This window comes from Rahnella laticis, assembly GCF_015644585.1.
Lineage (GTDB): Bacteria > Pseudomonadota > Gammaproteobacteria > Enterobacterales > Enterobacteriaceae > Rahnella > Rahnella laticis.
In genome coordinates this window covers 80,171-103,671 of the sequence record NZ_JADOBI010000004.1, presented here as the reverse complement: position 1 = coordinate 103,671, position 23,501 = coordinate 80,171, and the positions used below count along the sequence as shown (strand labels likewise).

Annotated in this window: 25 protein-coding genes and 3 tRNA genes; 19 read left to right on the top strand and 9 right to left on the bottom strand. The window is 51.3% G+C overall.

From position 1 onward, the window contains the following. Positions 1 to 50: 50 nt before the first annotated feature. Positions 51 to 1,721, top strand: coding sequence for a 2-isopropylmalate synthase (leuA, locus tag IV433_RS09890; protein WP_195814064.1), 1,671 nt, complete (start codon positions 51 to 53; stop codon positions 1,719 to 1,721). Here the strand turns inward: leuA and IV433_RS09885 are convergent. From IV433_RS09885 to IV433_RS09875, 3 genes are all read right to left on the bottom strand, one after another. Beyond that, positions 1,690 to 2,466 carry an AraC family transcriptional regulator gene (locus tag IV433_RS09885; RefSeq protein WP_195814063.1) on the bottom strand — a complete coding sequence of 259 codons (777 nt, stop codon included), beginning with the start codon at positions 2,464 to 2,466 and terminating at the stop codon, positions 1,690 to 1,692. The two genes, leuA and IV433_RS09885, sit on opposite strands and share 32 nt — an antisense overlap. Positions 2,467 to 2,469: 3 nt before the next feature. Continuing rightward, on the bottom strand, positions 2,470 to 2,640 hold the full coding sequence (locus tag IV433_RS09880) for a hypothetical protein (RefSeq protein WP_195814062.1): 171 nt from the start codon (positions 2,638 to 2,640) through the stop codon (positions 2,470 to 2,472). A gap of 117 nt (positions 2,641 to 2,757) precedes the next feature. Beyond that, positions 2,758 to 2,982, bottom strand: coding sequence for a DUF2594 family protein (locus tag IV433_RS09875; protein WP_015697982.1), 225 nt, complete (start codon positions 2,980 to 2,982; stop codon positions 2,758 to 2,760). A 776-nt stretch (positions 2,983 to 3,758) separates the two neighbouring features. Between IV433_RS09875 and uvrY the strand changes: the two genes are divergently transcribed. From uvrY to IV433_RS09845, 6 genes are all read left to right on the top strand, one after another. Next, on the top strand, positions 3,759 to 4,415 hold the full coding sequence (uvrY, locus tag IV433_RS09870) for a UvrY/SirA/GacA family response regulator transcription factor (RefSeq protein WP_152326324.1): 657 nt from the start codon (positions 3,759 to 3,761) through the stop codon (positions 4,413 to 4,415). After that, positions 4,408 to 6,243: an excinuclease ABC subunit UvrC gene (uvrC, locus tag IV433_RS09865; RefSeq protein ID WP_195814061.1), complete on the top strand. Its 1,836-nt coding sequence runs from the start codon at positions 4,408 to 4,410 to the stop codon at positions 6,241 to 6,243. Before uvrY ends, uvrC begins: the two co-directional genes overlap by 8 nt. 56 nt (positions 6,244 to 6,299) lie before the next feature. After that, positions 6,300 to 6,848, top strand: a complete 549-nt coding sequence (gene pgsA, locus IV433_RS09860) for a CDP-diacylglycerol--glycerol-3-phosphate 3-phosphatidyltransferase (RefSeq protein ID WP_152325563.1) — start codon at positions 6,300 to 6,302, stop codon at positions 6,846 to 6,848. A 147-nt stretch (positions 6,849 to 6,995) separates the two neighbouring features. Continuing rightward, positions 6,996 to 7,071 (top strand) — tRNA-Gly (locus IV433_RS09855). A gap of 58 nt (positions 7,072 to 7,129) precedes the next feature. After that, positions 7,130 to 7,203 (top strand) — tRNA-Cys (locus IV433_RS09850). A gap of 11 nt (positions 7,204 to 7,214) precedes the next feature. Continuing rightward, positions 7,215 to 7,300 (top strand) — tRNA-Leu (locus tag IV433_RS09845). A gap of 184 nt (positions 7,301 to 7,484) precedes the next feature. On the opposite strand, the gene IV433_RS09840 is transcribed toward IV433_RS09845, so the two are convergent. Continuing rightward, complete coding sequence (locus tag IV433_RS09840; RefSeq protein ID WP_152325564.1) at positions 7,485 to 7,751, bottom strand: hypothetical protein; 267 nt, start codon at positions 7,749 to 7,751, stop codon at positions 7,485 to 7,487. A gap of 226 nt (positions 7,752 to 7,977) precedes the next feature. Here IV433_RS09840 and IV433_RS09835 point away from each other — a divergent pair, with 226 nt between their 5' ends. Both IV433_RS09835 and deoR read left to right on the top strand, forming a co-directional pair. Then, positions 7,978 to 8,637, top strand: a complete 660-nt coding sequence (locus IV433_RS09835; RefSeq protein WP_195814060.1) for a metallophosphoesterase — start codon at positions 7,978 to 7,980, stop codon at positions 8,635 to 8,637. A gap of 84 nt (positions 8,638 to 8,721) precedes the next feature. Then, positions 8,722 to 9,486: a DNA-binding transcriptional repressor DeoR gene (gene deoR / locus IV433_RS09830; protein ID WP_195814059.1), complete on the top strand. Its 765-nt coding sequence runs from the start codon at positions 8,722 to 8,724 to the stop codon at positions 9,484 to 9,486. A gap of 5 nt (positions 9,487 to 9,491) precedes the next feature. Here the strand turns inward: deoR and IV433_RS09825 are convergent, their stop codons facing one another. Beyond that, positions 9,492 to 9,968 carry a GyrI-like domain-containing protein gene (locus IV433_RS09825; RefSeq protein ID WP_195814058.1) on the bottom strand — a complete coding sequence of 159 codons (477 nt, stop codon included), beginning with the start codon at positions 9,966 to 9,968 and terminating at the stop codon, positions 9,492 to 9,494. 182 nt (positions 9,969 to 10,150) lie between these two features. Between IV433_RS09825 and IV433_RS09820 the strand changes: the two genes are divergently transcribed. From IV433_RS09820 to IV433_RS09810, 3 genes are all read left to right on the top strand, one after another. Further along, entirely contained in the window at positions 10,151 to 10,657 is a 507-nt protein-coding gene (locus IV433_RS09820) for a YlaC family protein (RefSeq protein WP_195814057.1), read from the top strand. Positions 10,658 to 10,785: 128 nt separating this feature from the next. Continuing rightward, entirely contained in the window at positions 10,786 to 11,061 is a 276-nt protein-coding gene (locus tag IV433_RS09815; RefSeq protein ID WP_195814056.1) for a hypothetical protein, read from the top strand. A gap of 48 nt (positions 11,062 to 11,109) precedes the next feature. Continuing rightward, positions 11,110 to 11,373 carry a hypothetical protein gene (locus IV433_RS09810; protein WP_226790063.1) on the top strand — a complete coding sequence of 88 codons (264 nt, stop codon included), beginning with the start codon at positions 11,110 to 11,112 and terminating at the stop codon, positions 11,371 to 11,373. A gap of 70 nt (positions 11,374 to 11,443) precedes the next feature. Here IV433_RS09810 and IV433_RS09805 read toward each other — a convergent pair whose 3' ends face one another. Beyond that, positions 11,444 to 11,656: a YccJ family protein gene (locus IV433_RS09805; protein ID WP_152325570.1), complete on the bottom strand. Its 213-nt coding sequence runs from the start codon at positions 11,654 to 11,656 to the stop codon at positions 11,444 to 11,446. A gap of 213 nt (positions 11,657 to 11,869) precedes the next feature. Between IV433_RS09805 and IV433_RS26280 the strand changes: the two genes are divergently transcribed. The 3 genes from IV433_RS26280 (at position 11,870) to IV433_RS09795 (ending at position 13,282) form a co-directional block, all read left to right on the top strand. Beyond that, positions 11,870 to 12,001 carry a hypothetical protein gene (locus IV433_RS26280; RefSeq protein ID WP_013576285.1) on the top strand — a complete coding sequence of 44 codons (132 nt, stop codon included), beginning with the start codon at positions 11,870 to 11,872 and terminating at the stop codon, positions 11,999 to 12,001. A gap of 251 nt (positions 12,002 to 12,252) precedes the next feature. After that, positions 12,253 to 12,594, top strand: coding sequence for a DUF2502 domain-containing protein (locus tag IV433_RS09800; protein ID WP_152325571.1), 342 nt, complete (start codon positions 12,253 to 12,255; stop codon positions 12,592 to 12,594). A gap of 403 nt (positions 12,595 to 12,997) precedes the next feature. After that, the gene (locus tag IV433_RS09795; protein ID WP_229893315.1) at positions 12,998 to 13,282 is read left to right on the top strand and encodes a hypothetical protein; all 285 of its coding nucleotides are present in this window, start codon (positions 12,998 to 13,000) and stop codon (positions 13,280 to 13,282) included. A 72-nt stretch (positions 13,283 to 13,354) separates the two neighbouring features. Here IV433_RS09795 and IV433_RS09790 read toward each other — a convergent pair whose 3' ends face one another. Further along, complete coding sequence (locus IV433_RS09790) at positions 13,355 to 13,801, bottom strand: universal stress protein (protein ID WP_195814055.1); 447 nt, start codon at positions 13,799 to 13,801, stop codon at positions 13,355 to 13,357. A 38-nt stretch (positions 13,802 to 13,839) separates the two neighbouring features. After that, positions 13,840 to 14,604 (bottom strand): IclR family transcriptional regulator, encoded by a 765-nt coding sequence (locus tag IV433_RS09785; RefSeq protein ID WP_195814054.1) that lies wholly within the window; start codon positions 14,602 to 14,604, stop codon positions 13,840 to 13,842. 255 nt (positions 14,605 to 14,859) lie between these two features. Between IV433_RS09785 and IV433_RS09780 the strand changes: the two genes are divergently transcribed. Beyond that, the gene (locus IV433_RS09780; RefSeq protein ID WP_195814327.1) at positions 14,860 to 16,470 is read left to right on the top strand and encodes an MFS transporter; all 1,611 of its coding nucleotides are present in this window, start codon (positions 14,860 to 14,862) and stop codon (positions 16,468 to 16,470) included. Between the two features lie 58 nt (positions 16,471 to 16,528). Continuing rightward, positions 16,529 to 17,563, top strand: coding sequence for an HlyD family secretion protein (locus tag IV433_RS09775; RefSeq protein WP_195814053.1), 1,035 nt, complete (start codon positions 16,529 to 16,531; stop codon positions 17,561 to 17,563). Between the two features lie 99 nt (positions 17,564 to 17,662). On the opposite strand, the gene mdoC is transcribed toward IV433_RS09775, so the two are convergent. Next, positions 17,663 to 18,847 (bottom strand): glucans biosynthesis protein MdoC, encoded by a 1,185-nt coding sequence (gene mdoC, locus IV433_RS09770; protein ID WP_195814052.1) that lies wholly within the window; start codon positions 18,845 to 18,847, stop codon positions 17,663 to 17,665. A gap of 329 nt (positions 18,848 to 19,176) precedes the next feature. On the opposite strand from mdoC, the gene IV433_RS09765 reads away from it, so the two are divergent. Both IV433_RS09765 and mdoH read left to right on the top strand, forming a co-directional pair. Then, positions 19,177 to 20,712 carry a glucan biosynthesis protein G gene (locus tag IV433_RS09765; protein WP_152325576.1) on the top strand — a complete coding sequence of 512 codons (1,536 nt, stop codon included), beginning with the start codon at positions 19,177 to 19,179 and terminating at the stop codon, positions 20,710 to 20,712. Continuing rightward, a complete protein-coding gene (mdoH, locus tag IV433_RS09760; protein ID WP_195814051.1) occupies positions 20,705 to 23,287 on the top strand; it encodes a glucans biosynthesis glucosyltransferase MdoH in 2,583 nt (860 codons plus the stop codon). Before IV433_RS09765 ends, mdoH begins: the two co-directional genes overlap by 8 nt. Positions 23,288 to 23,501: the final 214 nt, after the last annotated feature.

Sequence of the window (23,501 nt, the reverse complement as noted above, 5' to 3'; positions counted from 1 at the left end):
TATGGAATCCGCAGAGCATTGCCGCTCACTTTATTCATAAGGAGATTCGTATGTTAAACGACCCGTCACAGAAATATCGCCCGTTCCCCCCGGTGAACTTACCGGACCGCCAGTGGCCGGGGAATACGCTCGATAAAGCGCCGCAATGGTGCTCAAGCGATCTGCGTGACGGAAATCAGGCTCTTGCGGAACCGATGGATAATGCACGTAAACGCCAGTTTTTTGACCTGCTGGTGCGCTGTGGGTTTAAGCAAATTGAAGTTGCGTTTCCCTCTGCATCACAAACCGATTTTGATTTCGTACGCGGGCTGATTGAAGACAATCTGATCCCTGACGATGTGGTGATCCAGGTGCTGACGCCGTCGCGCCCCGATCTGATTGCCCGCACATTTGAAGCCCTGAAAGATGTACCGCGCGCCATCGTGCATTTATATAACGCCACGGCGCCGGTTTTCCGCGAAGTGGTCTTCAGTCAGGATAAGGCCGCCACCCGCGAGCTGGCCGTGCGCGGCGCGCAGCAGATCCGCCAGCTGTGCGAACAATATTCTCAGACGCAATGGACGTTCGAATATTCCCCGGAAACGTTCTGTTTTACCGAGCTGGAATTTTCACTGGAAGTCTGTGAAGCGGTAGCGAATGTCTGGGAGCCCGGCGCTGAGCGTCCGATGATTATCAACTTACCGGCCACCGTGGAAGTCAGTACGCCGAATATTTACGCCGATCAGATTGAATGGTTTTGCCGGCATTTCAGCCGCCGTCAGCAGGTTTCCATCAGCGTGCATCCGCATAATGACCGCGGAACCGGCGTGGCGTGTGCCGAGCTGGCGATGCTGGCGGGCGCCGACCGCGTGGAAGGTTGTTTGTTCGGAAACGGCGAACGTACCGGGAACGTGGATATCGTGACGCTGGCGCTGAATCTCTATACGCAGGGCGTAAACCCTGAACTGGATTTCAGTAATTTGCAGGCGATTGTCGAAGCGGTTGAGGAATGTAATCAGCTGCCGGTGCATCCGCGCCATCCTTATGCCGGTGAACTGGTGTTCACCGCATTCTCAGGTTCACATCAGGATGCCATCAAAAAGGGCTTCGCGGCGCAGAAAACCTCAGACAGTGACGTCTGGCGGGTGCCTTATCTGCCGCTCGATCCTGCTGATGTCGGGTGCAGTTACGAGGCGGTGATCCGCGTAAACAGCCAGTCGGGCAAAAGCGGGGCGGCCTGGTTGCTGGAACAGAATCACGGGCTGAAACTGCCGCGTGGCCTGCAAATAGATTTCAGTAAAGCCGTGCAGCGCGAAACCGATACGCACGGTAAGGAAATGAGCACCAGTGACATCTGGCGGCTGTTCCGTGCGCGTTACGGCCTGACCGAGCAACCGGTGGTGAAACTGCTGAGCTACGATATCCGCAGTGATGAGCAAAATGTCTGTCATTTCAGTGCGCGTATACGCTACCGCAATGAAGAGCAGCAAATTACTGGCAGCGGCAACGGGCTGTTGTCCGGCGCGGTCGATGCCTTGCGCCGCAGTTTAGACGTGGAGCTGGAAATTGGCGATTACCACGAGCATACGTTAGGGCATCAGAGCCACAGCCGCGCCGTTGCGTACCTGAGTTGCCAGGGACGTCATGGTGAAACCCGCTATGGCGTGGGTATCGACAGCGATGTCTCAAGCGCTTCCGTGCAGGCGCTGTTTAATGCGGCTGGCGGGATTCTGTCTGACTAAAATATTCGCTGGGCGAAACGCCAAGGGAACGGCGGAACATCGCGCTGAATGCACTCGGGCTGTCATAGCCGAGTGCCAGCGCGACATCAATCACCGAGAGACCCGCGGCCAGCTGGTTAATCGCTTCGAGTAATTTTGCCTGTCTGACCCAGTCACTGAACCGCAACCCGGTTTCGCGCTGAAAGCGGCGCGAGAGCGTCCGGCTGCTGATATCCAGACGCTGAGCCACTTCCTCAAGCTCCCATGACGCACACAAATCGGCGCGTATTTGCTGGCTGAGCACAAGTAACTCCGGTTCTTTGGGCTCGGGCAAATGAAGCGGCAACGTTGGCAGCAACCGAAGTTCGTCGAGCAGCAATTCCATTATCCGTTCATCACGGCCGCCCGGCAGATAATCGTGCGGGATCGTCAGAGACGTCAGAATCAGTTCGCGGAGCAGGGGGGAAATCTGAACCACCTGACACTGCGCGGGTAAATCGGCGCGGGCGAGGGGATCGACAAATAAGGTGCGGGCTTTTACGCCACCGATAAAACGCAGGCTGTGTTCGACGTTTGCGGGCAGCCAGACGCCGCGACCCGGCGGAACCATCCAGGTGCCGAGCGCGGTGTTGACTTCAACAACGCCAGATAATGTATGGATCAGCTGCGAACAGGTGTGGCTGTGTGCCGCTTCGCTGTCACCATGCTGATAATCAATGGCCAGCGGCGCGATGGCCTGATGAGGTGCAAGGAAGTTGCGGTGCATTGATCAGTGGTGTTTCTGATTCTTGGCGTCTTCGACGGCCTTTTTGGCTTCTTCAGCCGCTTTCTCAATCTCTTCTTCTGTCAGTTGTTCGGCAGCTTCAATCAGTTCTGCCAGTCCGTCGCTGACATGGACTTCGTCTGCCTTGCTTTTGTTTTCTTTATTATTTTCGCTCATAACGGTTGTCCTGATGATGTGAATACAGGGCTCTATTATAGCAGAATATAGGGCGGAAGCCGGGAGGTCGTGCGGGGAAAGCGCGGAGCCCGCCAGGCGGCAGGCTCCGAAATGTTCTTACTGGCGGTAAGCAAATTTGATTTGTTGCAGGGAGTTTTTGAAGACTTCAGCCTGTTGCTCGTCTTCCATCTGCGCCACAAAACGTTCCATATTCAGCATGACTTTACCTGCATCAGCCTGACCAATGGCTTTCAAAATCAGGGTCAGCGTGGCTTTCAGGCAGGCAACTTCGGTCGCCAGTGTTTCAACGTTTGCTTCAGTCGTAAAATCGCAATTACTCATTATTTAAATCTCCTCAGACAGGCTGACAGGCAGCACGCCGAATTCTGAACGGTAAAAAGAACAGGGCGAAAAATGAACTCACCCGCTATGAAGGGTGAAAAGTGGCAGCATTTTAGCATAGTTGGCACGGTTTAGTGCAGCGCGGACCTGTTGCGGTTAAAACAGCCAAATAGGATTATTCATACGGAATATTATGGGCGCCGTAAAGAATACTAAACGTAATAGCAAGCTGAGAACCTTTCATGCGGATGTGCAGACTTATTCATATAAGCCATCAGCAATTCGTGCTATCCAAAATAATAATCGGATATATCATAGATATATGAAAGAACGACGTTGACGGATAAATAAGCAGTCTAAGAAAATGCCTGTTTTAGACCTGAAAATTCCGGTGTTATTATTTTTTTACTGCTGAAAACATCGGACCTCTGAGCAGCCTTTTCGTTGATTAGACAGGTTTTTTTAATGAATTATTAATACAGGTGATGGCACTTCTCATTTACATTCAGCAAAGTAGTTTTTTTCAGACATTCCTTGGTCAGGACGGCATGATAGAGTAAAATACGCGGGCTATAATAATGCTTTCGTCTTCCTGATTTAAAACACTGCCGATGAGCGGTAGTGGGGCGAGTTTGTTAATGCTGGCCTCTAATTGCCACCTCCTCTTCGTTTATAAGCGGTCTGAGAACACTATTAATGTTCAGCGTGCATGATTACGTTAAGACGGGCTTGAAGAACCTGACGGTGTGTCGCCCTTATTTTTTGGAGAATTCTCTTTGATTAGCGTTCTTCTTGTTGATGACCATGAACTGGTGCGCGCAGGGATCCGACGCATTCTTGAAGATATCAAAGGCATCAAAGTCGTTGGTGAAGCGCAGTGCGGTGAAGATGCCGTCAAATGGTGTCGCGCCAACGATGTTGATATTGTCCTGATGGATATGAACATGCCGGGTATCGGCGGGTTAGAAGCGACGAAGAAAATCATTCGTTTTTCGCCCGACATCAAGATAATCATCCTGACGATTTATACCGAAAATCCGTTACCCGCCAAAGTGATGCAGGCCGGGGCTTCGGGCTATCTGAGTAAAGGGGCTGCGCCACAGGAAGTGGTAAATGCTATCCGCCTGGTTGATTCGGGTCAGCGCTATATTGCGTCTGACATCGCACAACAAATGGCACTCAGCCAGATTGAACCCCAATCTGAAACGCCTTTTGATTCCTTATCCGAGCGTGAATTACAGATCATGCTTATGATTACTAAAGGGCAAAAGGTGAATGAAATTTCAGAACAGCTGAACTTGAGCCCGAAGACAGTTAACAGTTATCGTTACAGGATGTTTAGTAAATTAAATATCAGCGGCGATGTTGAGTTAACCCATTTGGCTATCCGGCACGGCTTGTTCAACGCGGAGACTTTATCAGGCAGTGAGTGATGAGCGTTTCGACCCTAAAGCCTTTCTGAAAACGGTCACCAGCCAGCCGGGCGTCTACAGGATGTATGACGCCAGTGGCACCGTAATCTATGTAGGTAAAGCCAAAGACCTTAAAAAACGTCTTTCAAGCTATTTTCGCGTCCAGGTTTCCAGCCGTAAAACGGAAACGCTGGTCAAGAATATCGCGCAAATCGATGTCACCGTAACGCATACGGAAACCGAAGCGCTGCTGCTCGAACACAACTACATCAAACTGTATCAGCCGCGCTACAACGTTTTGTTGCGCGATGATAAGTCGTATCCGCTGATTTTCCTCAGCGCGGACAACCATCCGAGAATTACCGTTCACCGTGGCGCGAAGCATGCGAAAGGCGAATATTTCGGGCCTTTCCCCAACTCTTACGCTGTTCGCGAAACGCTGGCGCTGTTGCAGAAACTTTTCCCCATCCGCCAGTGCGAAAACAGTGTTTACAGCAACCGCTCACGTCCGTGTCTGCAATATCAGATTGGCCGTTGCCTGGGCCCGTGTGTTAAAGGGCTGGTCAGCGATCAGGAATACAACGATCAGGTAGATTACGTTCGCCTGTTCCTGTCCGGTAAAGATCAGCAGGTTGTTACGCAGTTGGTCAACCGTATGGAAGAAGCCAGCAAAGATTTGCGATTTGAAGATGCCGGGCGGATCCGTGATCAGATTCAGGCCGTCCGTCGCGTCACAGAACGTCAGTTTGTATCGGGCAACAGCGAAGATCTGGACGTCATCGGCGTGGCCTTTGAGTCGGGAATGGCCTGTCTGCATGTGCTGTTTATCCGTCAGGGTAAAGTGCTTGGCAGCCGCAGCTATTATCCGAAAGTGCCGGGCGGCACCGACCTGGGCGAAGTCGTGCAGACATTTGTCGGGCAGTTTTATTTGCAGGGGAGCCAGATGCGTACGCTTCCCGGTGAAATTCTGCTGGATTTCAGCCTGCCAGAAAAAGATTTGCTGGCGGAATCCCTCAGTGAAATGGCCGGACGTAAAGTTCAGATTCAAAGTAAACCCCGCGGTGACCGCGCGCGTTATTTGAAACTGGCGCGTACCAACGCGTCCACCGCGCTTACAACAAAGCTTGCGCAGCAATCCACCATCCATCAGCGGCTGGCAGAATTGGCAAAAACACTCCATCTTGCCGAAATTAACCGCATGGAATGCTTCGACATCAGCCATACTATGGGCGAGCAAACGGTCGCTTCCTGCGTTGTTTTTGACGGCAACGGCCCGGTGCGCTCTGAATACCGCCGCTATAACATCACGGGTATTACGCCGGGCGATGATTATGCGGCGATGGCTCAGGTGCTGAACCGCCGTTATGGCAAAGCGCTTGATGAAAAGAAAATCCCTGATGTCATCTTTATTGACGGCGGGAAAGGTCAGCTCGGCATGGCACGCGATGTTTTCGACTCGCTGAATGTTGAGTGGGATAAATCTAAACCGCTGCTGATTGGTATCGCCAAAGGTGCTGACCGCAAAGCCGGGCTGGAAACGTTGTTTTTCGTGCCAGAAGGTGAGGGGATTGCGTTACCGGCGGATTCTCCTGCGTTGCATGTGATTCAGCATATCCGCGATGACTCACACAATCATGCGATCACCGGCCACCGTCAGCGTCGCGCTAAAGTGCGTACGACCAGTGCACTGGAAGAAATTGAAGGCGTCGGGCCAAAACGGCGTCAGGTTTTACTGAAATACATGGGAGGCATTCAGCCATTACTGAATGCCAGCGTAGAGGAAATTGCACAGGTGCCGGGTATTTCTAACGCATTGGCAGAAAAGATTCATAATGCGTTGAAACACTAAAGGCAATGTAGCAACATACTCATAATATCCACACCGGACAAACAGTTACCTTCGCTATGCAATTTAATATACCTACGTGCCTTACCCTGTTCCGCGTTGTACTGATACCGTTCTTTGTGCTGGCTTTCTATCTGCCTTATCCATGGGCATCACTGGCCTGCGCGCTGATTTTTGTTTTTGCAGCGGTGACTGACTGGTTTGATGGATATCTTGCCCGTCGCCTGAAGCAAACAACGCGTTTTGGTGCATTTCTGGATCCGGTTGCAGACAAAGTGATGGTCGCCATCGCGCTGGTGCTGGTCGCAGAATACTTCCATTCATGGTGGATTACGTTGCCGGCCGCGACGATGATTGCACGTGAAATTATCATTTCGGCGCTGCGCGAGTGGATGGCGGAAATTGGTAAACGGAGCAGTGTTGCGGTGTCCTGGATCGGTAAAGTGAAGACAACGGCGCAAATGTTGTCCCTGGTCGCGTTATTGTGGCGTCCGGATAACATCGTGGTGGGTGTCGGTGTGGTTGCGCTTTACATTGCTGCGGTGCTGACTTTCTGGTCAATGTTCCAGTATTTGAACGCTGCGCGCCACGATTTGCTGGAACCCTGATCAAACTGACGTAAAAAACGTCAAACGATCGCATGAACCTGATAATTTTATTGACTCAATCCGTCAGGTCAGTAGAATGCAACGCATCGGAAGGCAGCCAGTTATACGCCAGAAGATAGTTAAAAAAATCAGTACGTTCTGATTAAAGCGGGAATAGCTCAGTTGGTAGAGCACGACCTTGCCAAGGTCGGGGTCGCGAGTTCGAGTCTCGTTTCCCGCTCCAAATTTTCTTAAACTGGTTCGTGAATTGGTTTAAGTGCAAGACAAGTAGTAAGATTTAAGGCGCGTTAACAAAGCGGTTATGTAGCGGATTGCAAATCCGCCTAGTCCGGTTCGACTCCGGAACGCGCCTCCAATTTTCCCGGAGCCCGGGTGGTGGAATCGGTAGACACAAGGGATTTAAAATCCCTCGGCTTATGGCTGTACGAGTTCAAGTCTCGTCCCGGGTACCATGGAAAATTAGCTGAATAATCAAAAGCAATAAAGTAGTAATGTCGTTATAGCCACCTTCGGGTGGTTTTTTTATGTCTGAAATTCGGCAAGCCACAAGAATACGCAATGATGCTTTTTCATGTGGCGTGCAGGGGAGCAGGTGTAAGAAGGGAATTAAAACAGCCCCGAGGGGCGTTTTTAGGGTCAGAACTCACCCGGTGAATCAGTGTTGCTCAGTGCCCTGATAGATAAAGGCAGATGGTAGTTGGGCTGGCTGGTGAAAAACGCCTGCAGGGCAACGCGTTTCTTCCGGTCTATAGAAATTTCTTCCATAGTTTTGCGGAAGATACTGTAACGGCCGCAAGAAGTGCAGGTCACGGTGACAATTTTCGCCGACATATTCACCGACGTCTTATTCGTGCTTTGGCACAACGGACACTCGTCTTGAGCGCTTACAACGGTGGAACTCATAAAACCTCCGGTTTTACTTAGAGCGGGCAGTAGTCTAGCACAAAAAGGCGGCAGTTACTTAACGATAATTTAATTATCAGTGGATTTCAGCGCCAACTACGTGTAGAGAGCGCTCAAACCGCTGACGGGCAGCGAAAATTTTCTTCTCAGCCGCACGCATTCTTTCCTCCTTCTTTTCATACGTTACACTTAAAGAATTCACTGCCTTTATGGATTTCTGTTTCGTATGACGTCTGCTTTGTATCAGCGTATCGATGGCTCGCTTTACCACCGCATTTTTGTCGTGGGGGATCTGCATGGATGTCTCAGCATGCTCGGGCATGAACTGGCGAAGATAGCGTTCGATCCGCAACGCGATTTGCTGTTGTCCGTCGGCGATCTCGCCGATCGCGGTCCCGACAGCGTCGGATGTCTGCGCCTGATCAATGAGCCTTGTTTTTGCTGTGTACGCGGCAATCACGAGCAGATGGCGATTGATGCGATACATGAAGAGAATGTTTCAAGATGGCTGCGTAACGGCGGCGACTGGTTTTATGCACTGGAAGATGAGGTTCAGGCGCAGGCAAAAGGGCTGATTTTGCAGGCAGACAAATTGCCGCACGTTCTCGAACTCAACACGCGCGAAGGGAAACGCATCGTCATTGCGCATGCGGACTACGTTTCGGACGAATATGTTTTCGGAAAGCCGCTCGACAGTTATGAAACTATCTGGAACCGTGACCGTATTAACTACGCACTTGCCGGACGTTACGGGCCGATATCCGGCGCTGATGCTTTCTATTTCGGGCATACGCCGGTTGAACCTGCACTGCAATTTGCCAACCTGTTTTATATCGATACCGGCGCGGTCTTTGGTGGTTATCTGACGATACGTCAATTGCAATAATATCAGGCTGCGGGCGGGTTTGCGGTGGTTGCGCGGCAAAGGTATAGTGAGCGGCTGCGAACGGGAAAGGCGTGAGATAACACCATGGAAAATAAGCGTGAAGACAGGATCCAGCGTCTGTTGCTGGCATTAAAAAAGACCGACAAAATTCATCTGAAAGAAGCGTCTTTACTGCTTAATGTTTCCGAAATGACGATACGCCGTGACCTTAACGTGGCGCCTGCGCCGGTTATTTTGCTGGGCGGCTACATTGTCATGGATCCCAAGAATAACCCGGCGACGCATTATTTTGTCAGCGAACAGAAAATGCGTCAGGTTGCGGAGAAAAAACGCCTGGCCTCACGCGCTGCGGGGCTGATTCAGACGAACGACACGGTGTTTTTTGATTGCGGCACCACAATGCCTTACGTCATTGAAAGCATTCCCGAAACCCTCGTTTTTACGGCAATCTGCTATTCGCTTAATACCTTTCTCGCATTGCAGGAAAAGCCTCATTGTGACGTGATTTTGTGTGGCGGCGCGTTCAAATCCAGCAACAGTATTTTTACCCCGTTAGGGCGCAGCAGTGAGCTGGATTATATCCGTCCGTCCAAAGCTTTTATTTCGGCGGCCGGTGTCAGTATTGAACACGGCGTCACTTGCTACAATTTTGATGAGTTGCTGATGAAACATCAGGCGATGGAGCGTTCTGCGCAAAGCATTCTGGTGGCAGACAGCACGAAGTTTGATCAGGTGCGACCGGCGGCAATCGCACCTCTTGCCCGATTCAATGTACTGGTCAGCGACGCTGAGCCACCGCGGGCTTATCTCGATTTTTGCAGTCAGTCTGACATTCCGCTTCTGGTCTGAGCCTTTTAGCGGATGGCGGGAATTTTCTCCACAGACTGATAAAGTACAACTTCCCAGATACCATTTTTCGAACCATCACTGAGATAGTGTTCGAAACAAGCTTTTCCGTCCGGCCGGTAGTGCGCACTGGTCAGCAGCTGGGCATAAAAATCGCGCCAGGCTTTCTCAAAATTACCGTCGGCAATAGTGGTGTGATAGGCCGCATAAGTGCCTCCTGGCAACGTTTGCAGCGACAGACCTTCTGCTTCATCCAGAATAAAATTATCGGCGACGCAAACCGAAGGATCGGCCCGCAAAGCCTCTGCCGGCGTGGTATCAGGGTTATCATGAAACCAGGTCAGCCATTCGGTACGCGGCTGATGATGCCGCGCAACCCATTTGGTCAGTTGCTGAAAGCCGCTGTGGATTGACTGCTGATAAGGGCCGACAACCCGGTAGCTCACCAGCTTTTTGGCCGGTCTTTCTACGATTGATAATGCCACGATGATCTCCTTTTATCTGACATAGATTGGGTGGTTTCCATGTGGGTAAAACGTCAATGCCAAGCTTATCTATAACAGTTCACCGTTTTACTCACGGTAACTGCTCTACGCGCTATAACAGTTGTCATGATAAAATTATGTAATCAGATTGCATTATAGTCGTGACGCAGTGAGGTTATGAGATGGACGTAATCAAAAACGTATTAAACAGTGAAATTGATCGGATCAATCGTCAGGAAGGCCGTGACGGAAAGGCGCGCATCAATGGAGAGTTCTTCGTGAATCATCCGTGGTTATGCCTGGCGATGCTGGTCGGCTATATCGCCGTCGGCGTGGTGATGTATGTTTCACCGTACATGGGCATCGGCTGGTTTGTCGGCTTCACCGCATTTCTGGTGTTTATGTCGGCGATGCTGCTGCTCGAAATCAAACCGGTTTACCGTTACGAAGACATCGGCGTGCTAGATCTTCGCGTTTGTTATAACGGCGAATGGTATTTCAGCCGTGAATTATCCGGTGATGCGGTTAAGCAAATTTTGAGCGCAGGCAGCGTAAGTTCGCGCATCAAAAATCGCATTGAATCGATCGTACGCAACAAAGGCTCGATCGACTTTTATGATGTATACGATCTGGCTCGTCTGGAAAATCAGCAGCAAGATCCCACCAGAACAGCACAGTTAGCTCACTGATCGCGCCCTTAAACATGGCTTCTGCCCATGACGTTACCCTGCATGCTCTGATAAAATAGCGGCTGGGTATCATTTTCGTGAATGAATCGTACATGCGAAAAATGATGCCTGCCGTTACAGGAGCGACAGTGGAACGAATCAAACTCACTATTCATCATCTGCACAAAATCATTTCTGGTGAAAAACAGGATGCACAGGCGACCGCGCGCATTTATGCTGGCGATGAGCTGTTGCTGACTGAAACAATGACCGGGCAGGCGATGCATTTTGATCGCTTTATCAAAGCCGAAAACGACAATGGCAAACCTTTACGTGTGGAATGGGACAGCGACGGCAGCGCCGCGATGTCGGTTTCCCGTGCCGAAGTGTGCCCTTGCTGCGGTGGCGATGCCCTGAACCATTGAATAAATCCGGTCCTGACCGCATGTTAAGTAAAAGCCGAACAGGGGTGAATGATGAAATTTATCAGCAACGAATTTGAATACCGTCAGTGGATCATGGACGAAATATTCCAGGCAAGTGCGGTAGGCGAAACCTCTGAGTTTGCCGATCAGGAAGTGGAAGATTTTATCTTTGACGCGCGTCCGGTAGCTTATCCCTGCGTCGCAGTGATGATTCAGACGCCCGGTGAGCCTGGCGTGTGCGAACCCCGGTTCTTCTATAAAGAACAGGTGTTTGAGTGGGCACACAAAATGGGCTTTGGTTTTGACAGCTAACGGCGTATCCGGTTAACGCAAAAACCCCGGGAAGATCCCAGGGTTTCGTGGCGAATGGCCGGGCTACTGTTCAGACATTTTTCCTGTCGATTTTCTCTTCACCCCAGAACAAATAGTCGTCCTTGGTTTTTGCGAACGCAATGGGCAAGACTTCATCGCTGCCTTCTTCCCAAATTTTCTGCGCCAGTTTCTCATCATTTTTAGCCAGTTCGAAAATGGCTTCAGCGATTTCATGAGAGGTTTCACGTGTGTTGGCCCAGGCTTTGATGTTTGACGTCGTCATCCGGTTCTCCTCGTATTTTCTGCGCAACGGTGTCTCCATGACACCATCATATTCAGGTTAACTATGGTTTCTGCGCGGGGTTAATGCAAATCCACGGGGCAGGATAGGGCAGAAAAGCCGTGATTATTGCCGGTGCAGGGCACAAAAAAACCGGCACCGGGCGGGGACTGTCGTTTATACTGAACGCGATTTTGAATAATTAAGGTGATGAGAATGAGCGACGATATTTTTGATTTTGACATTGATGCTGCACTTGAAACAGCTGAAGTAAAAGCGGCTGAAAAAGCAGCAGAAGTGCCTGAAGCCGTTCAGGACGAAAGCGACTGCGAAGGCTGCAAAATCTGATTTTGCACAACTAAGCAGCAAACAGAAAACCGCTTCGGCGGTTTTTTTGTATCTGTCATTTATTCTTATCCTGCCATTTCTGGCTGAATCTCCTTTCCCGACATAGTGTTGCATCGCAGTCTCCTGACATCGCTTCTGACGCAACTGTAAGGATAGCGTCAGGACATTTTTTTTGGGATAAATTCCTATAGAACAGGAAGATAGCTGGCGGTACTTTGTCACCACCTGATAAGCAGGTCGTGAGGTTCACAATGAAAAAACTAATTTTTGTTCTCGCCGTTTTGCTCACTTTGCCCGCTATCGCACAGGCAGACGTCGAGGTAGGGCTTAATATGCCGGGGCTGTCACTGCATGTCGGTGACCGCGATAATCGTGGGTATTACTGGGACGGTGGTGACTGGCGTCCGCCAGGCTGGTGGGATAACCATTATCGTGATGAAGGCCGCGGACATTGGGTTTATTACGAACCGGCTCCGCCGCCACCGCCGCGCTACTGGCATCACGAGCACTGGCACGAAGGTCCGCCTCCGGGCTACTGGCGCGATGGCCCTCCGGGGCACTGGCGTGAAGGCCCGCCTCCTGGCCGCTGGTAATCACGATTTACAGAACAGCTAAGCGTCAGAACACGAAATAACAGTAACGACAGATTTTGGGAACAGGGTTGGCAGTGGCGATGCGAGGCATCCCCAATGTCAGTTCTGTTCCTTTCGTTTTTAATCGGTTTTAAAACCTTCGCCGCTGATAATTTCCTGCAAAATTAATCGCATGCTGAATATTTAAAATATAAATCATTCACGAAAATTATATTTAAAGCCGATTATTGTGAGGAATGGCAATAAACGCTTATCCCATAAACTTTTCAGAGAAAGTGCTGTTTGCTAAGTGTCGCTATTGTGTTAATTTCTTGTTATATGAAATCAGCAATGGAAGGCCTGAACGCAATGCGTGCCTGATATCATATTGACGTGTTATGGATTTTTTACTCAGGTGCGCTATTTGTCATTTACTGAGATTACCGCTATGCGCCTGATTAAAAACGATTTTGAGTTCCGTCTCTGGATGTTAGATGCCTATTTTTATCAGGATAAGATAGAAGGCGATACATTGCTGACCGACGAAGAGATGGATGAGTTTTTATTTGAATGCCGTCCGCAGGAATATCCGTGTTTAGGAACGGTCACGCCATCCAAAGAATGTTCACTGGAATTTGATATTGCCTTTTTTTATCGTGAACACATTACGGAATGGGCAAAATCGATGGGATTAATGAACACGAAATAGTGTTGTTTCCCGACATTTAAAAAGCGCCTTAGGGCGCTTTTTGCATTTTTACTTGCAGGAATTGCAGAAGGATCAGTTTCCCCGCACTTCTACCATCACCGGGCAGGGCGATCGCGCAATAACTTCTGCGCTGACCGAACCTTTTATGATGCGGCCAAAAGCTGAAAGCTGCCGGTGGCCCATCACGATGACCGATGCCTGTCTTTTCACGGCTTCCGTTACCAGCGCTTCTCCGGCGTTGCCGACAATGATATTGCCTTTGGCCTGAACTCCCGCTTCCGCCAGCGTTTTTAATGCCTGGCCGACCACGGCGCGGGCGGTGTTTTGCTCTTCTTCGGCGGGCGGATAATCGATAACTTCGCCGGGCATATCGCCGTTTTCTTCCAGCGCATAAGACTCATCGATACAGCAGGTGACATAGACCGTTGAGTTGTGGCCGGTGGCTAGCTGGCGACTTAAATCCACTACGAATCCCGTTTGTCTGGAGCCATCTACGGCTAACAAAATGACGTCAAACATTTGTATTCCTTATACAACCTGATTTTTAAGGTTCGGAGTTACTTGCCAATTTCGCTGGTCAGCGCTTCTTTGCACTCAAGCAGAGCGGTGCGGATCACATCCTGTCTGGCCTCAAGACGCGGAGTGGGAACCAGAACGGAAACCGAATAGCGCCCCAAAATCGTGTCGATGGCAATCGCAATAGTGGATACACCTTCCACCGTTTCGCCTGTTTCAATCGAGTAACCGTTGCGGCGAACGTCGGCAACGATATCGAGCAGTGCGCCGAGCGTGCTGACGGTATTTTTCGTCGCCGGCTCCAGCACTTCACCGACAATAATTCGAATCTCTTCATCGGTTTTCAACGCCAGCAAGGCACGGCCTGAGGAAGTGCTGTAAATCGGCAAATTCAGGCCTACGCGGGGAACAATGCGTAACTCTTTTTCCGCCACAATGCAGTGAATATTGGCAATCTGACGACCGCTGGCGCGGCCAATGGCGACTGTCTCCCCGGTAATTTCGTTCAGATGACGGAGAAACGGTGTGGCAATGGCGATCATGTCGGTGTGTACCGTGGACGCCAGTTTCAGCAACGTCGGTCCGAGCCGGACACCGCCATTGCCTTCCGAACGCACCAGCCCTTCTTCTGCCAGTGCGGCAACGATGCGCTGAACCGTGGAGCGCGGAAGATCGACATCATTTGCGATGGCTCCCAGGCTCATGCCCTGAGGATGTTTGCCCAGTGCATTAAGCACTGATGCTGCCCGCGAGATCACCTGGATCCCACCGCTGCGCTCTTCATCTGCCGGAATATCCTGCGCCATTCGTTTTCCTTATTCATTATCCGGTGTCATCCGCCAACACCTTGTCTTGCCAATGTAATGGCTAAACTGGTGAAAAACAATTCCTAATCACATTGCAATACACTGTACCGTATTATAGTATTTTGGTGTGTATCACGATGCGGTGCATTGCATCGAAATATAAGTGACATTGCTCACTGAACCGCGCGTTCCCGGCGCAGACCTGCCTTCTCACTATCGGCGCAACATAAAGCGGCGAAGTTAATGAGCACAACTATGAATCAGCCAGTTTCACAGGCACCGGCCGCCAGCAGCGCCGGAATGTCCGGACCACCGCCGTTTACCGCGAGACTGGTCACCGGATTAGCGGGCGTATTAATCGTCGCACTTTGCTCCGGCCTGAACGACCGTGTCACGGATATTGCTTTGGCTGATGTTCGTGGCGCTTTAAGTATCAGTAATGATCCCGGCTCATGGCTGATCGGCTCCTACCAGGCTGCTGAAGTGGCGGCCATGATGATTGCTCCGTGGCTGGCGGTGACGTTTTCGCTGCGCCGCTTCACGCTGTTCGTGACGATGGGCTTTTTGCTGGTCGCCGCCGTTTTACCGTATTCACCCAACCTGCCGGTGTTTATTACGCTGCGTGCGGTTCAGGGACTGTTTGGCGGGGCGATGCCGCCTTTGCTGATGACGGCGGCGCTGCGCTTTATGCCGCCGCAGTACAAACTTTACGGGCTGAGTGCTTATGCGCTGACCGCTACTTTTGGGCCTAACATCGCGACCTCCATGGCGGCCATCTGGACCGACTATGTCGGCTGGAAGTGGGTATTCTGGCAGGTCATTCCTACGTGTATGCTGGGATATTTGCTGATTGGTTACGGATTGCCACAAGATCCGCAGCGTTTTGAGCGTTTTAAACAGATGGATATTGTCGGCATGGTGACGGGATGCAGCGGCATTTCCTTGCTGGTGCTGGTTCTTCAACAGGGCGAACGGCTGGACTGGTTCAACTCGCCGCTGATAACCGTCATGTTTTTCGCCTCGCTGGCACTGCTGACGATTTTTCTGGTTAACGAATGGCATCACCCGTTGCCGCTGTTCAAATTGCAAATGCTGAAACGCCACAATCTGGCGCACGGTTTAATCACGCTGTTTGCGCTGATGTTCCTGTTTTTATCCGGCTCGGCATTACCGGCGAATTTCATGCAGCAGGTGGGGGGATTTCGTGCGGTGCAGGTCGGGCCGCTGGCGCTGACGATCGGTTTGCCGCAGCTGCTTCTGGCTCCGCTGGTGGCGTTTTTCCTGACTATCCGCTGGGTCGACAGCCGCTGGGTTCTGGCCTGCGGGCTGGCTCTGGTGGGGCTTTCCTGTTACTGGGGAACGTATATCACCAGCGTCTGGGTACGTGACAACTTTTATGTGATTCAGATTATGCAGGCGTTCGGCCAGCCGATGGCGGTGTTGCCCATTCTGCTGGGCGCAACCAGCGTCGTTCAGCCGCAGGAAGGCCCGTTTGCCGCGGCGATGTTTAATACAACGCGCGGAATGGGGAGTATCGCGGGAAGTGCCATTCTGGGCGTGATGGTCAGCGAACGTGAGCAGTTCCATTCTAACGTTTTACTCAATCACATTGGCGGTGTGAATTATCTGCTTTCCCAGCCCTATGGCGGCGGCAGCAGTTTTCTGGCACCGCTTAACACTGACGGTTCTGCGATTTCAACAGAAGTCATTACGCAGTTTTCCACGCTGGTCAGGAAGCAGGCACTGGTTATGAGCCTGGCTGATATCTACATGCTGATTATCGGCCTGGCGCTTGCGCTGATTGTGCTGGCCGCCATCCTGCCCAAACGCTCTTTTCCGCCTCAGTCTCTGGTTAAACGCCCCTGAATGAAGCATCACCTGAACGAATGAATTTCACTATAAGAAAGTACGAGAGAAAATCATCATGATAAAAACATCGCCTGTCCGCCTGAGCTGGCTGGTTGCCGCCGTGGTGGTGGTATTACTGATTGTGATTGCCTTCTGGATGTTGTCTACAGGGAGCGCACCGGAAACCGATGACGCTTTTGTATCGGCAGACTCTACACTGGTTGCACCGCGGATTTCCGGCACGATTGCTGATGTGTATGTTCAGGATAATCAGAGTGTTAAAGCGGGCGATGTGCTGGCAAAAATTGACGATCGCGATTACCGCAACGCTGTGCTCACCGCGCAGGCCAGCCTCGAAACGGCGAATGCGCAAATGCTCAGCCTGACTGCCCAACTGGCGAAACAGCAGCAGACTATTTTACAGGCGCAGGCCATGGTGAATGCAGATTCTGCCAGTATTGCGTATGCCCGCCAGAGCGCCGACCGTTACAAACGTTTGCTGCAAAATGGCTCGGGAACCGCGGATGCGCGCGATGAATCAGATGCTAATTTGCGTTCAAAACTGGCTTCCCAGCAAAGTGATATGGCCGCCGCGCAGGCCGCTGAAAAGCAGGTTGATGTGCTGAAAGCGGAGCAGGCGCAGGCCAAAGCGGCGATTGATTCTGCTGCCACTGCGCTGGCGCAGGCGAAACTGAATCTTTCCTATACAGAAATCACGGCGCCGGTTGACGGCGTGGTCGGCCAGCGTTCACTGCGCATCGGTGGCTATGTCAGCGCAGGAACCCGCGTGCTGGCAGTCGTGCCGCTTCACGATGCCTATATTGTGGCGAATTATCTGGAAACGCAGCTGGGCGATGTGCAGCAAAATCAGCAGGTTGATATCAAAATCGATGCATTGCCGGGCGTGACGCTGAAAGGGAAAGTGGACAGTATTTCTCCGGCCACAGGTGTCACGTTTTCGCCAATTTCACCGGATAACGCGACCGGTAACTACACCAAAGTGGTGCAGCGTCTGGCGGTGAAGATTGTGCTGGATAAAGATCAGGCCGATGCGAAGCGGCTGAAAGTCGGAATGTCAGTGATCCCGACGATAAATACCGCGTCACGCTGATTTTCGTTCGTCTTTCTTTGCATCAAAAATCAGCTCCCTGAAAGCAAAAGGGCCATGCTTAACCGCACGGCCCTTTCTGTTTTCGCGCCACCTGAAGCGTCAGGACGCCTGATTCTGCGGTGGCGTGGCGTCCGATGAATCCTTCTTCGCCGGATGCTGCGGTTTACCCGAGAACAGGAATCGCAGAATCGGAATGCGTTTGTGTACTTCGTACAGGATAAACGCAATGCCGAATACGAATACCAGACCCAGCCAAAAGCCCAGCCAGTCGCTGTGGATCTTCGGCGTGATAAATGCCCCGTAAATCAGCGTTAACGGGTGGTGAATCAGATAGATAAACAGCGACGAGTTCACCAGATAAGTGATCCACGGCGCCTGGAAATTGAGGAGATAGTGGCTGAATGAGAACACCACGTTGACCATCAGGATCCCCAGCAGGGTGGTGATGATGGCGTCGATTTCCATCGAGTATAGCTGCGGAGTATTCACGTGCTGATTAAACATGTAAGCGGCGAACAGGAAGATACTCACCACGCCGGCGGTTGCTGAAGGCTTCAGGAACAGCTCTTTCAACCAGGAGAATTTATAAGCAAACGCGCCGATGATGAAAAATGGCAGATAAAACAGTGTCTGCATCACGATGAAATTAAACGCACCGTTAGAAAGTAAATTAGGTGCAAAAAGATACAGTCCACGGTTAAACGCGGCATAAATTAAGCCGATAAATAAAAATACAATTGAGAGTTTTCCTAACGTGTTTGTCCGGCTTTTTATTAATTGAATGCGACTAGTCTTAATTTCTTTAATAAATTTGAAGAGGTAAAAACAAATACTGGTCAGAATAACTAGCGTTAACAGGAACCATAAATGGGACACTAATTCCCAGACGGTAATGTTAATCTTTTGATAGAAATCCATATTTCCCCAGTCTGAGAATTTACTGGTGAATTTCATCAGGAAATAGAGCTGTGGAATAGTGATCAGCGGGAAGGCCGCCACCAGCGGGATGGCAACCCGCTCCAGCCGCACCTTGAGCCACTGGTGTGAGTCGTAGCGCTCATACAGCATATAAGAAAAATACCCGGAGATGACAAAGAAAACCTGCATCCGGAAGGCGTGGATAATATCATTGAAAATTGTCAGGCCGTGCGAAGGCACCGCACTGTTTACCGCCCAGATATGACTGGAGTAAATCAATGATATATGGAAAGGAATACCCAGCAGCATCAAATATGCGCGGATAGAGTCCAGGAAAAACTCACGTTGTGGTTTTTGTGGTTTCATTACGTATCCGTTGTATGTGGCTCATCCTAATTTTAGAGCGTAGTTTGTATTCGGGTTAATTTCTCAGGTAACCAAAAATGACTGTCGTTGACATTAGTTTAGTTTCTCACCTTAAAACATGCATTGTTATAGGACAAGTTTCCATAGCCGGAGTTTCAACGAATTGATATCCTTGTACCCTGTTGCGCTTAAACGGTTCATCAATGGCTGAACCATCGACTGCTCAAGTTGTCGGAAACCTGACACTTCCCATAAAATAGTTACAGTGAATGATTGAAGCGCGCATAGGAGACAAAGTGTCGGATAAAAATTTTTCCATAGGGTCACGTATGATCAAAGTCCGTTTGCTAAGTGCCGCAGTGTTGATGACCATGTTCACCTCATCTGCCTGGGCTTTTTCTATAGATGATGTTGCCAAACAAGCGAAGGCATTAGCCGATAAAGGTTACGAAGCGCCGAAAAGCAATCTTCCGTCTCAATTCCGCGATCTTAAATTCGCAGATTACCAACAAATTCAATTCAATCATGACAAAGCGTACTGGAAAAACCTGAATACGCCTTTCAAGCTTGAGTTCTACCATCAGGGGATGTACTTCGACACTCCGGTAAAAATCAACGAAGTGACGGCAGACTCCGTCAAAGAAATCAAATACAGCCCGGACTACTTTAACTTTGGCAACGTCAAACATGACGCTGACTCAGTCAAAAACCTCGGTTTTGCTGGCTTCAAAGTGCTTTATCCGATCAATAAAGCAGACAAAGATGATGAAATTATGAGTGTGCTGGGTGCCAGCTACTTCCGCGTCATCGGTAAAGGCCAGGTTTATGGCTTGTCTGCCCGTGGTCTGGCGATCGACACCGCGCTGGCTTCCGGCGAAGAATTCCCGCGTTTCCGCGAGTTCTGGATTGAACGTCCAAATCCAGACGAAAAACATTTAGTCATTTATGCCTTGCTCGATTCGCCGCGTGCGACCGGTGCTTATCGTCTGGATGTGTATCCGGGCAAAGAAGCGACCGTTGACGTGCAGTCACAAGTTTATCTGCGTGACAAAGTCGGCAAGCTGGGCATTGCTCCGCTGACCAGCATGTTCCTGTTTGGCGCGAATCAGCCTTCTCCGGTGATGAACTATCGTCCGGCGCTGCATGATTCCAATGGTCTGTCTATCCATGCCGGTAACGGTGAATGGATCTGGCGTCCGCTGAACAATCCTAAACACCTTGCTGTCAGCCAGTTCTCTATGGAGAACCCGAAAGGCTTCGGTCTGCTGCAACGTGGTCGCAGCTTCTCTAACTTTGAAGATCTCGACGATCGTTACGACCTGCGTCCGAGCGGCTGGGTTGAGACCAAAGGCGACTGGGGTAAAGGTAAAGTTGAGCTGGTGGAAATTCCAACCGCTGATGAAACCAACGACAACATCGTCGCGTTCTGGACACCGGAACAATTGCCGGATGCCGGTAAACCGCTGAGCCTGAACTATCGTCTGCATTTCACCCGTGAAGAAGAAAAATTACATTCTCCGGATCTGGCGTGGGTTGAACGTACCATGCGTTCTACCGGCGATGTGAAACAGTCGAATCTGATCCGTGAACCTGACGGCAGCGTGGCTTTCCTGGTTGATTTTGTCGGTCCAAATCTGAAAGCCCTGAAAAGCGACACTCCGGTGGCGTCTCAGGTCAGCGTGGGTGACAACGGTGAACTGGTTGAAAACACTGTCCGCTATAATCCGGTAACCAAAGGCTGGCGTCTGACGCTGCGCCTGAAAGTGAAAGATCCGAAGAAGGCGATCGAAATGCGCGCTTCTCTGGCTAATGGCGATAAAACACTGAGTGAAACCTGGAGCTATCAGCTGCCTGCAAATGAATAAGTCAACGCACTCTACTCATGATTATGTAGAAGCTTTGCCGCTTACTGATGACCAGAAAGCGGCGCTCACTCAGCAGCTTCCTGCTGAAGATGAGCAGGCTTTTGCTACCGTACATCACCGCTTAGGCGGTGATGTGACAGCCTCTGCTAATGCCCCTGAACCGGATGCACCTCTGCTCTCGGTGAAAGCGCGCGTCGGCGCAAGCTGGCCGGATGCGCTGGCCAACGGTTCTCTGGACGAAGTGGACAACGAAGGGCGCACCATCGCCAGCGCAATGCCGCCGGTGAAGCGTTCAAGTATGTTCCCGGATGTCTGGCGTACCAACCCGGTAGGGCGTTTCTGGGACAACCTGATGGGGCGCAGCGCGGCTTCGCGTCATACCGTTGCCGATATGCCGGAGTCAGAAAAGCGCTGGCGTCATGCCGGTTCGGTTCGTCGTTATGTCCTGCTGGTTCTGATGCTGGTACAGACGGCGATCGCAACCTGGTATATGAAAACCATCCTGCCTTATCAGGGCTGGGCGCTGATCGACCCCGCAGATATGCTGAATCAGGACTGGTTGCAGTCGGTTATGCAATTGCTGCCGTACGTGTTGCAGACCGGGATCCTGGTGTTATTTGCCATTCTGTTCTGTTGGGTTTCGGCCGGTTTCTGGACCGCGCTGATGGGCTTTTTACAATTGCTTATCGGGCGCGACAAATACAGCATCACCGCGTCGACTAAGGGCGATGAGCCGCTGAACCCGAATAACCGTACTGCGCTGATCATGCCGATTTGTAACGAAGACGTGGAACGCGTTTTCGCGGGCCTGCGTGCCACTTACGAATCCGTTAAAGCTACCGGTGATTTGGATCAGTTTGATCTTTACGTGCTGAGTGACAGCTACGATCCGGATATTTGTGTCGCTGAACAGAAAGCCTGGATGGAAGTGTGCCGCGATGTAGATGGTCATGGCCGTATCTTCTATCGCCGTCGCCGTCGCCGTGTGAAGCGTAAAAGCGGGAACATTGATGACTGGTGCCGTCGCTGGGGCGGGGAATATGCCTACATGGTTATCCTCGATGCGGACAGCGTCATGAGCGGCGAATGTCTGACCGGTCTGGCACGTCTGATGGATGCGAATCCGAACGCCGGTATTATTCAGTCTGCGCCAAAAGCGTCGGGCATGGATACGCTGTATGCGCGTTGCCAGCAGTTTGCGACCCGTGTTTACGGCCCGCTGTTTACCGCCGGTCTGCACTTCTGGCAGTTGGGTGAATCCCACTACTGGGGGCACAACGCCATTATCCGCGTGAAACCGTTCATCGAGCACTGTGCACTTGCGCCGTTGCCGGGTGAAGGTTCATTTGCCGGTTCCATCATGTCTCACGACTTTGTGGAAGCTGCGCTGATGCGCCGTGCGGGCTGGGGTGTATGGATTGCTTACGATCTGCCGGGCAGTTATGAAGAATTACCGCCAAACCTGCTCGACGAGCTGAAACGCGACCGTCGCTGGTGTCACGGTAACCTGATGAACTTCCGCCTGTTCCTTGTCAAAGGCATGCACCCGGTTCACCGTGCGGTCTTCCTGACCGGCGTTATGTCCTACCTGTCTGCGCCTCTGTGGTTTACGTTCCTTGCGTTGTCCACGGCATTGCAGGTGGTGCATACGCTGATGGAACCGACGTACTTCCTGCAACCGCGTCAGTTATTCCCGGTATGGCCACAATGGCGTCCTGAGCTGGCAATTGCCTTGTTCTCGACAACAATGGTTCTGCTGTTCCTGCCAAAACTGCTGAGTATCGTCCTGATCTGGGCGAAGGGAGCGAAGCAATTTGGTGGTGCATTCCGTCTGCTGGTTTCCATGTTCCTGGAAATGCTGTTCTCGGTGCTGTTGGCGCCGGTGCGTATGTTGTTCCACACCGTTTTCGTGGTCAGCGCATTCCTGGGCTGGGAAGTGGTCTGGAACTCTCCGCAGCGTGATGATGATGACACGCCGTGGGGCGAAGCATTTAAACGCCATGGTTCGCAGCTTCTGCTCGGTGCCGTCTGGGCTGCCGGTATGGCATGGCTGGACTTGCGCTTCCTGTGGTGGCTGGCGCCAATCGTCTTCTCTCTGATCCTGTCACCGATTGTTTCGGTTCTTTCGAGCCGTGCAACGCTTGGGATTAAGAGTAAGAAAGCCAAACTGTTCCTGATCCCGGAAGAGTACGATCCGCCGCGCGAGCTGGTTGCGACTGAAGAATATCTGGCGCTGAATCGTGAACGTAAGCTGCAAAACGGCTTTATGCATGCGGTGTTTGATCCGGGCTTCAACGCACTGGCTACGGCGATGGCGACATCCCGTCACCTGTTGCGTGAAACGGTAGAAAACGGTCGTCGTGCTCGTCTGGAGCAGGCCCTGAAAACCGGGCCAAAAGATTTGGGCAAAGCTGACCGTCTGGTCTTGCTGAGCGACCCGGTGCTGATGGCGCGTTTACACTCCGCGGTGTGGACGCAACCCGATCAGCAGGCGTGGGGCGCTTACTACGACCAGCTTCCGCGTAACGTGCAGGCTTTCCCTGTGACACAGACGCTGGAAGTTAAACCCGCCTGAGCTAACTAGCGGACTGAAAGGGCAGTATGTGAAAACATGCTGCCCTTTTTATTGCTTCACGATCACAGACCCGCACAGGCCATCACGCCGCAAAGACAACAGGTGACTCCCAGGCCCGCAGCGTATAAAGTTTTACGTCCCCTTAACATCAGGGTACATGACGCGTGTGATATTCTGAGCGCGCTGTTCAGCGCTTAAAAAGAGCTTCTTTTGG

Bases quoted from the DNA above. Each gene is read 5' to 3' on its own strand.
- leuA (WP_195814064.1), top strand. From the start codon at position 51: ATGTTAAACGACCCGTCACAGAAATATCGCCCGTTCCCCCCGGTGAAC.
- IV433_RS09885 (WP_195814063.1), bottom strand. From the start codon at position 2,466: ATGCACCGCAACTTCCTTGCACCTCATCAGGCCATCGCGCCGCTGGCC.
- IV433_RS09880 (WP_195814062.1), bottom strand. From the start codon at position 2,640: ATGAGCGAAAATAATAAAGAAAACAAAAGCAAGGCAGACGAAGTCCAT.
- IV433_RS09875 (WP_015697982.1), bottom strand. From the start codon at position 2,982: ATGAGTAATTGCGATTTTACGACTGAAGCAAACGTTGAAACACTGGCG.
- pgsA (WP_152325563.1), top strand. From the start codon at position 6,300: ATGCAATTTAATATACCTACGTGCCTTACCCTGTTCCGCGTTGTACTG.
- IV433_RS09840 (WP_152325564.1), bottom strand. From the start codon at position 7,751: ATGAGTTCCACCGTTGTAAGCGCTCAAGACGAGTGTCCGTTGTGCCAA.
- IV433_RS09835 (WP_195814060.1), top strand. From the start codon at position 7,978: ATGACGTCTGCTTTGTATCAGCGTATCGATGGCTCGCTTTACCACCGC.
- deoR (WP_195814059.1), top strand. From the start codon at position 8,722: ATGGAAAATAAGCGTGAAGACAGGATCCAGCGTCTGTTGCTGGCATTA.
- IV433_RS09820 (WP_195814057.1), top strand. From the start codon at position 10,151: ATGGACGTAATCAAAAACGTATTAAACAGTGAAATTGATCGGATCAAT.
- IV433_RS09810 (WP_226790063.1), top strand. From the start codon at position 11,110: ATGATGAAATTTATCAGCAACGAATTTGAATACCGTCAGTGGATCATG.
- IV433_RS09805 (WP_152325570.1), bottom strand. From the start codon at position 11,656: ATGACGACGTCAAACATCAAAGCCTGGGCCAACACACGTGAAACCTCT.
- IV433_RS26280 (WP_013576285.1), top strand. From the start codon at position 11,870: ATGAGCGACGATATTTTTGATTTTGACATTGATGCTGCACTTGAAACA.
- IV433_RS09800 (WP_152325571.1), top strand. From the start codon at position 12,253: ATGAAAAAACTAATTTTTGTTCTCGCCGTTTTGCTCACTTTGCCCGCT.
- IV433_RS09790 (WP_195814055.1), bottom strand. From the start codon at position 13,801: ATGTTTGACGTCATTTTGTTAGCCGTAGATGGCTCCAGACAAACGGGA.
- IV433_RS09785 (WP_195814054.1), bottom strand. From the start codon at position 14,604: ATGGCGCAGGATATTCCGGCAGATGAAGAGCGCAGCGGTGGGATCCAG.
- IV433_RS09780 (WP_195814327.1), top strand. From the start codon at position 14,860: ATGAATCAGCCAGTTTCACAGGCACCGGCCGCCAGCAGCGCCGGAATG.
- IV433_RS09775 (WP_195814053.1), top strand. From the start codon at position 16,529: ATGATAAAAACATCGCCTGTCCGCCTGAGCTGGCTGGTTGCCGCCGTG.
- mdoC (WP_195814052.1), bottom strand. From the start codon at position 18,847: ATGAAACCACAAAAACCACAACGTGAGTTTTTCCTGGACTCTATCCGC.
- IV433_RS09765 (WP_152325576.1), top strand. From the start codon at position 19,177: ATGATCAAAGTCCGTTTGCTAAGTGCCGCAGTGTTGATGACCATGTTC.
- mdoH (WP_195814051.1), top strand. From the start codon at position 20,705: ATGAATAAGTCAACGCACTCTACTCATGATTATGTAGAAGCTTTGCCG.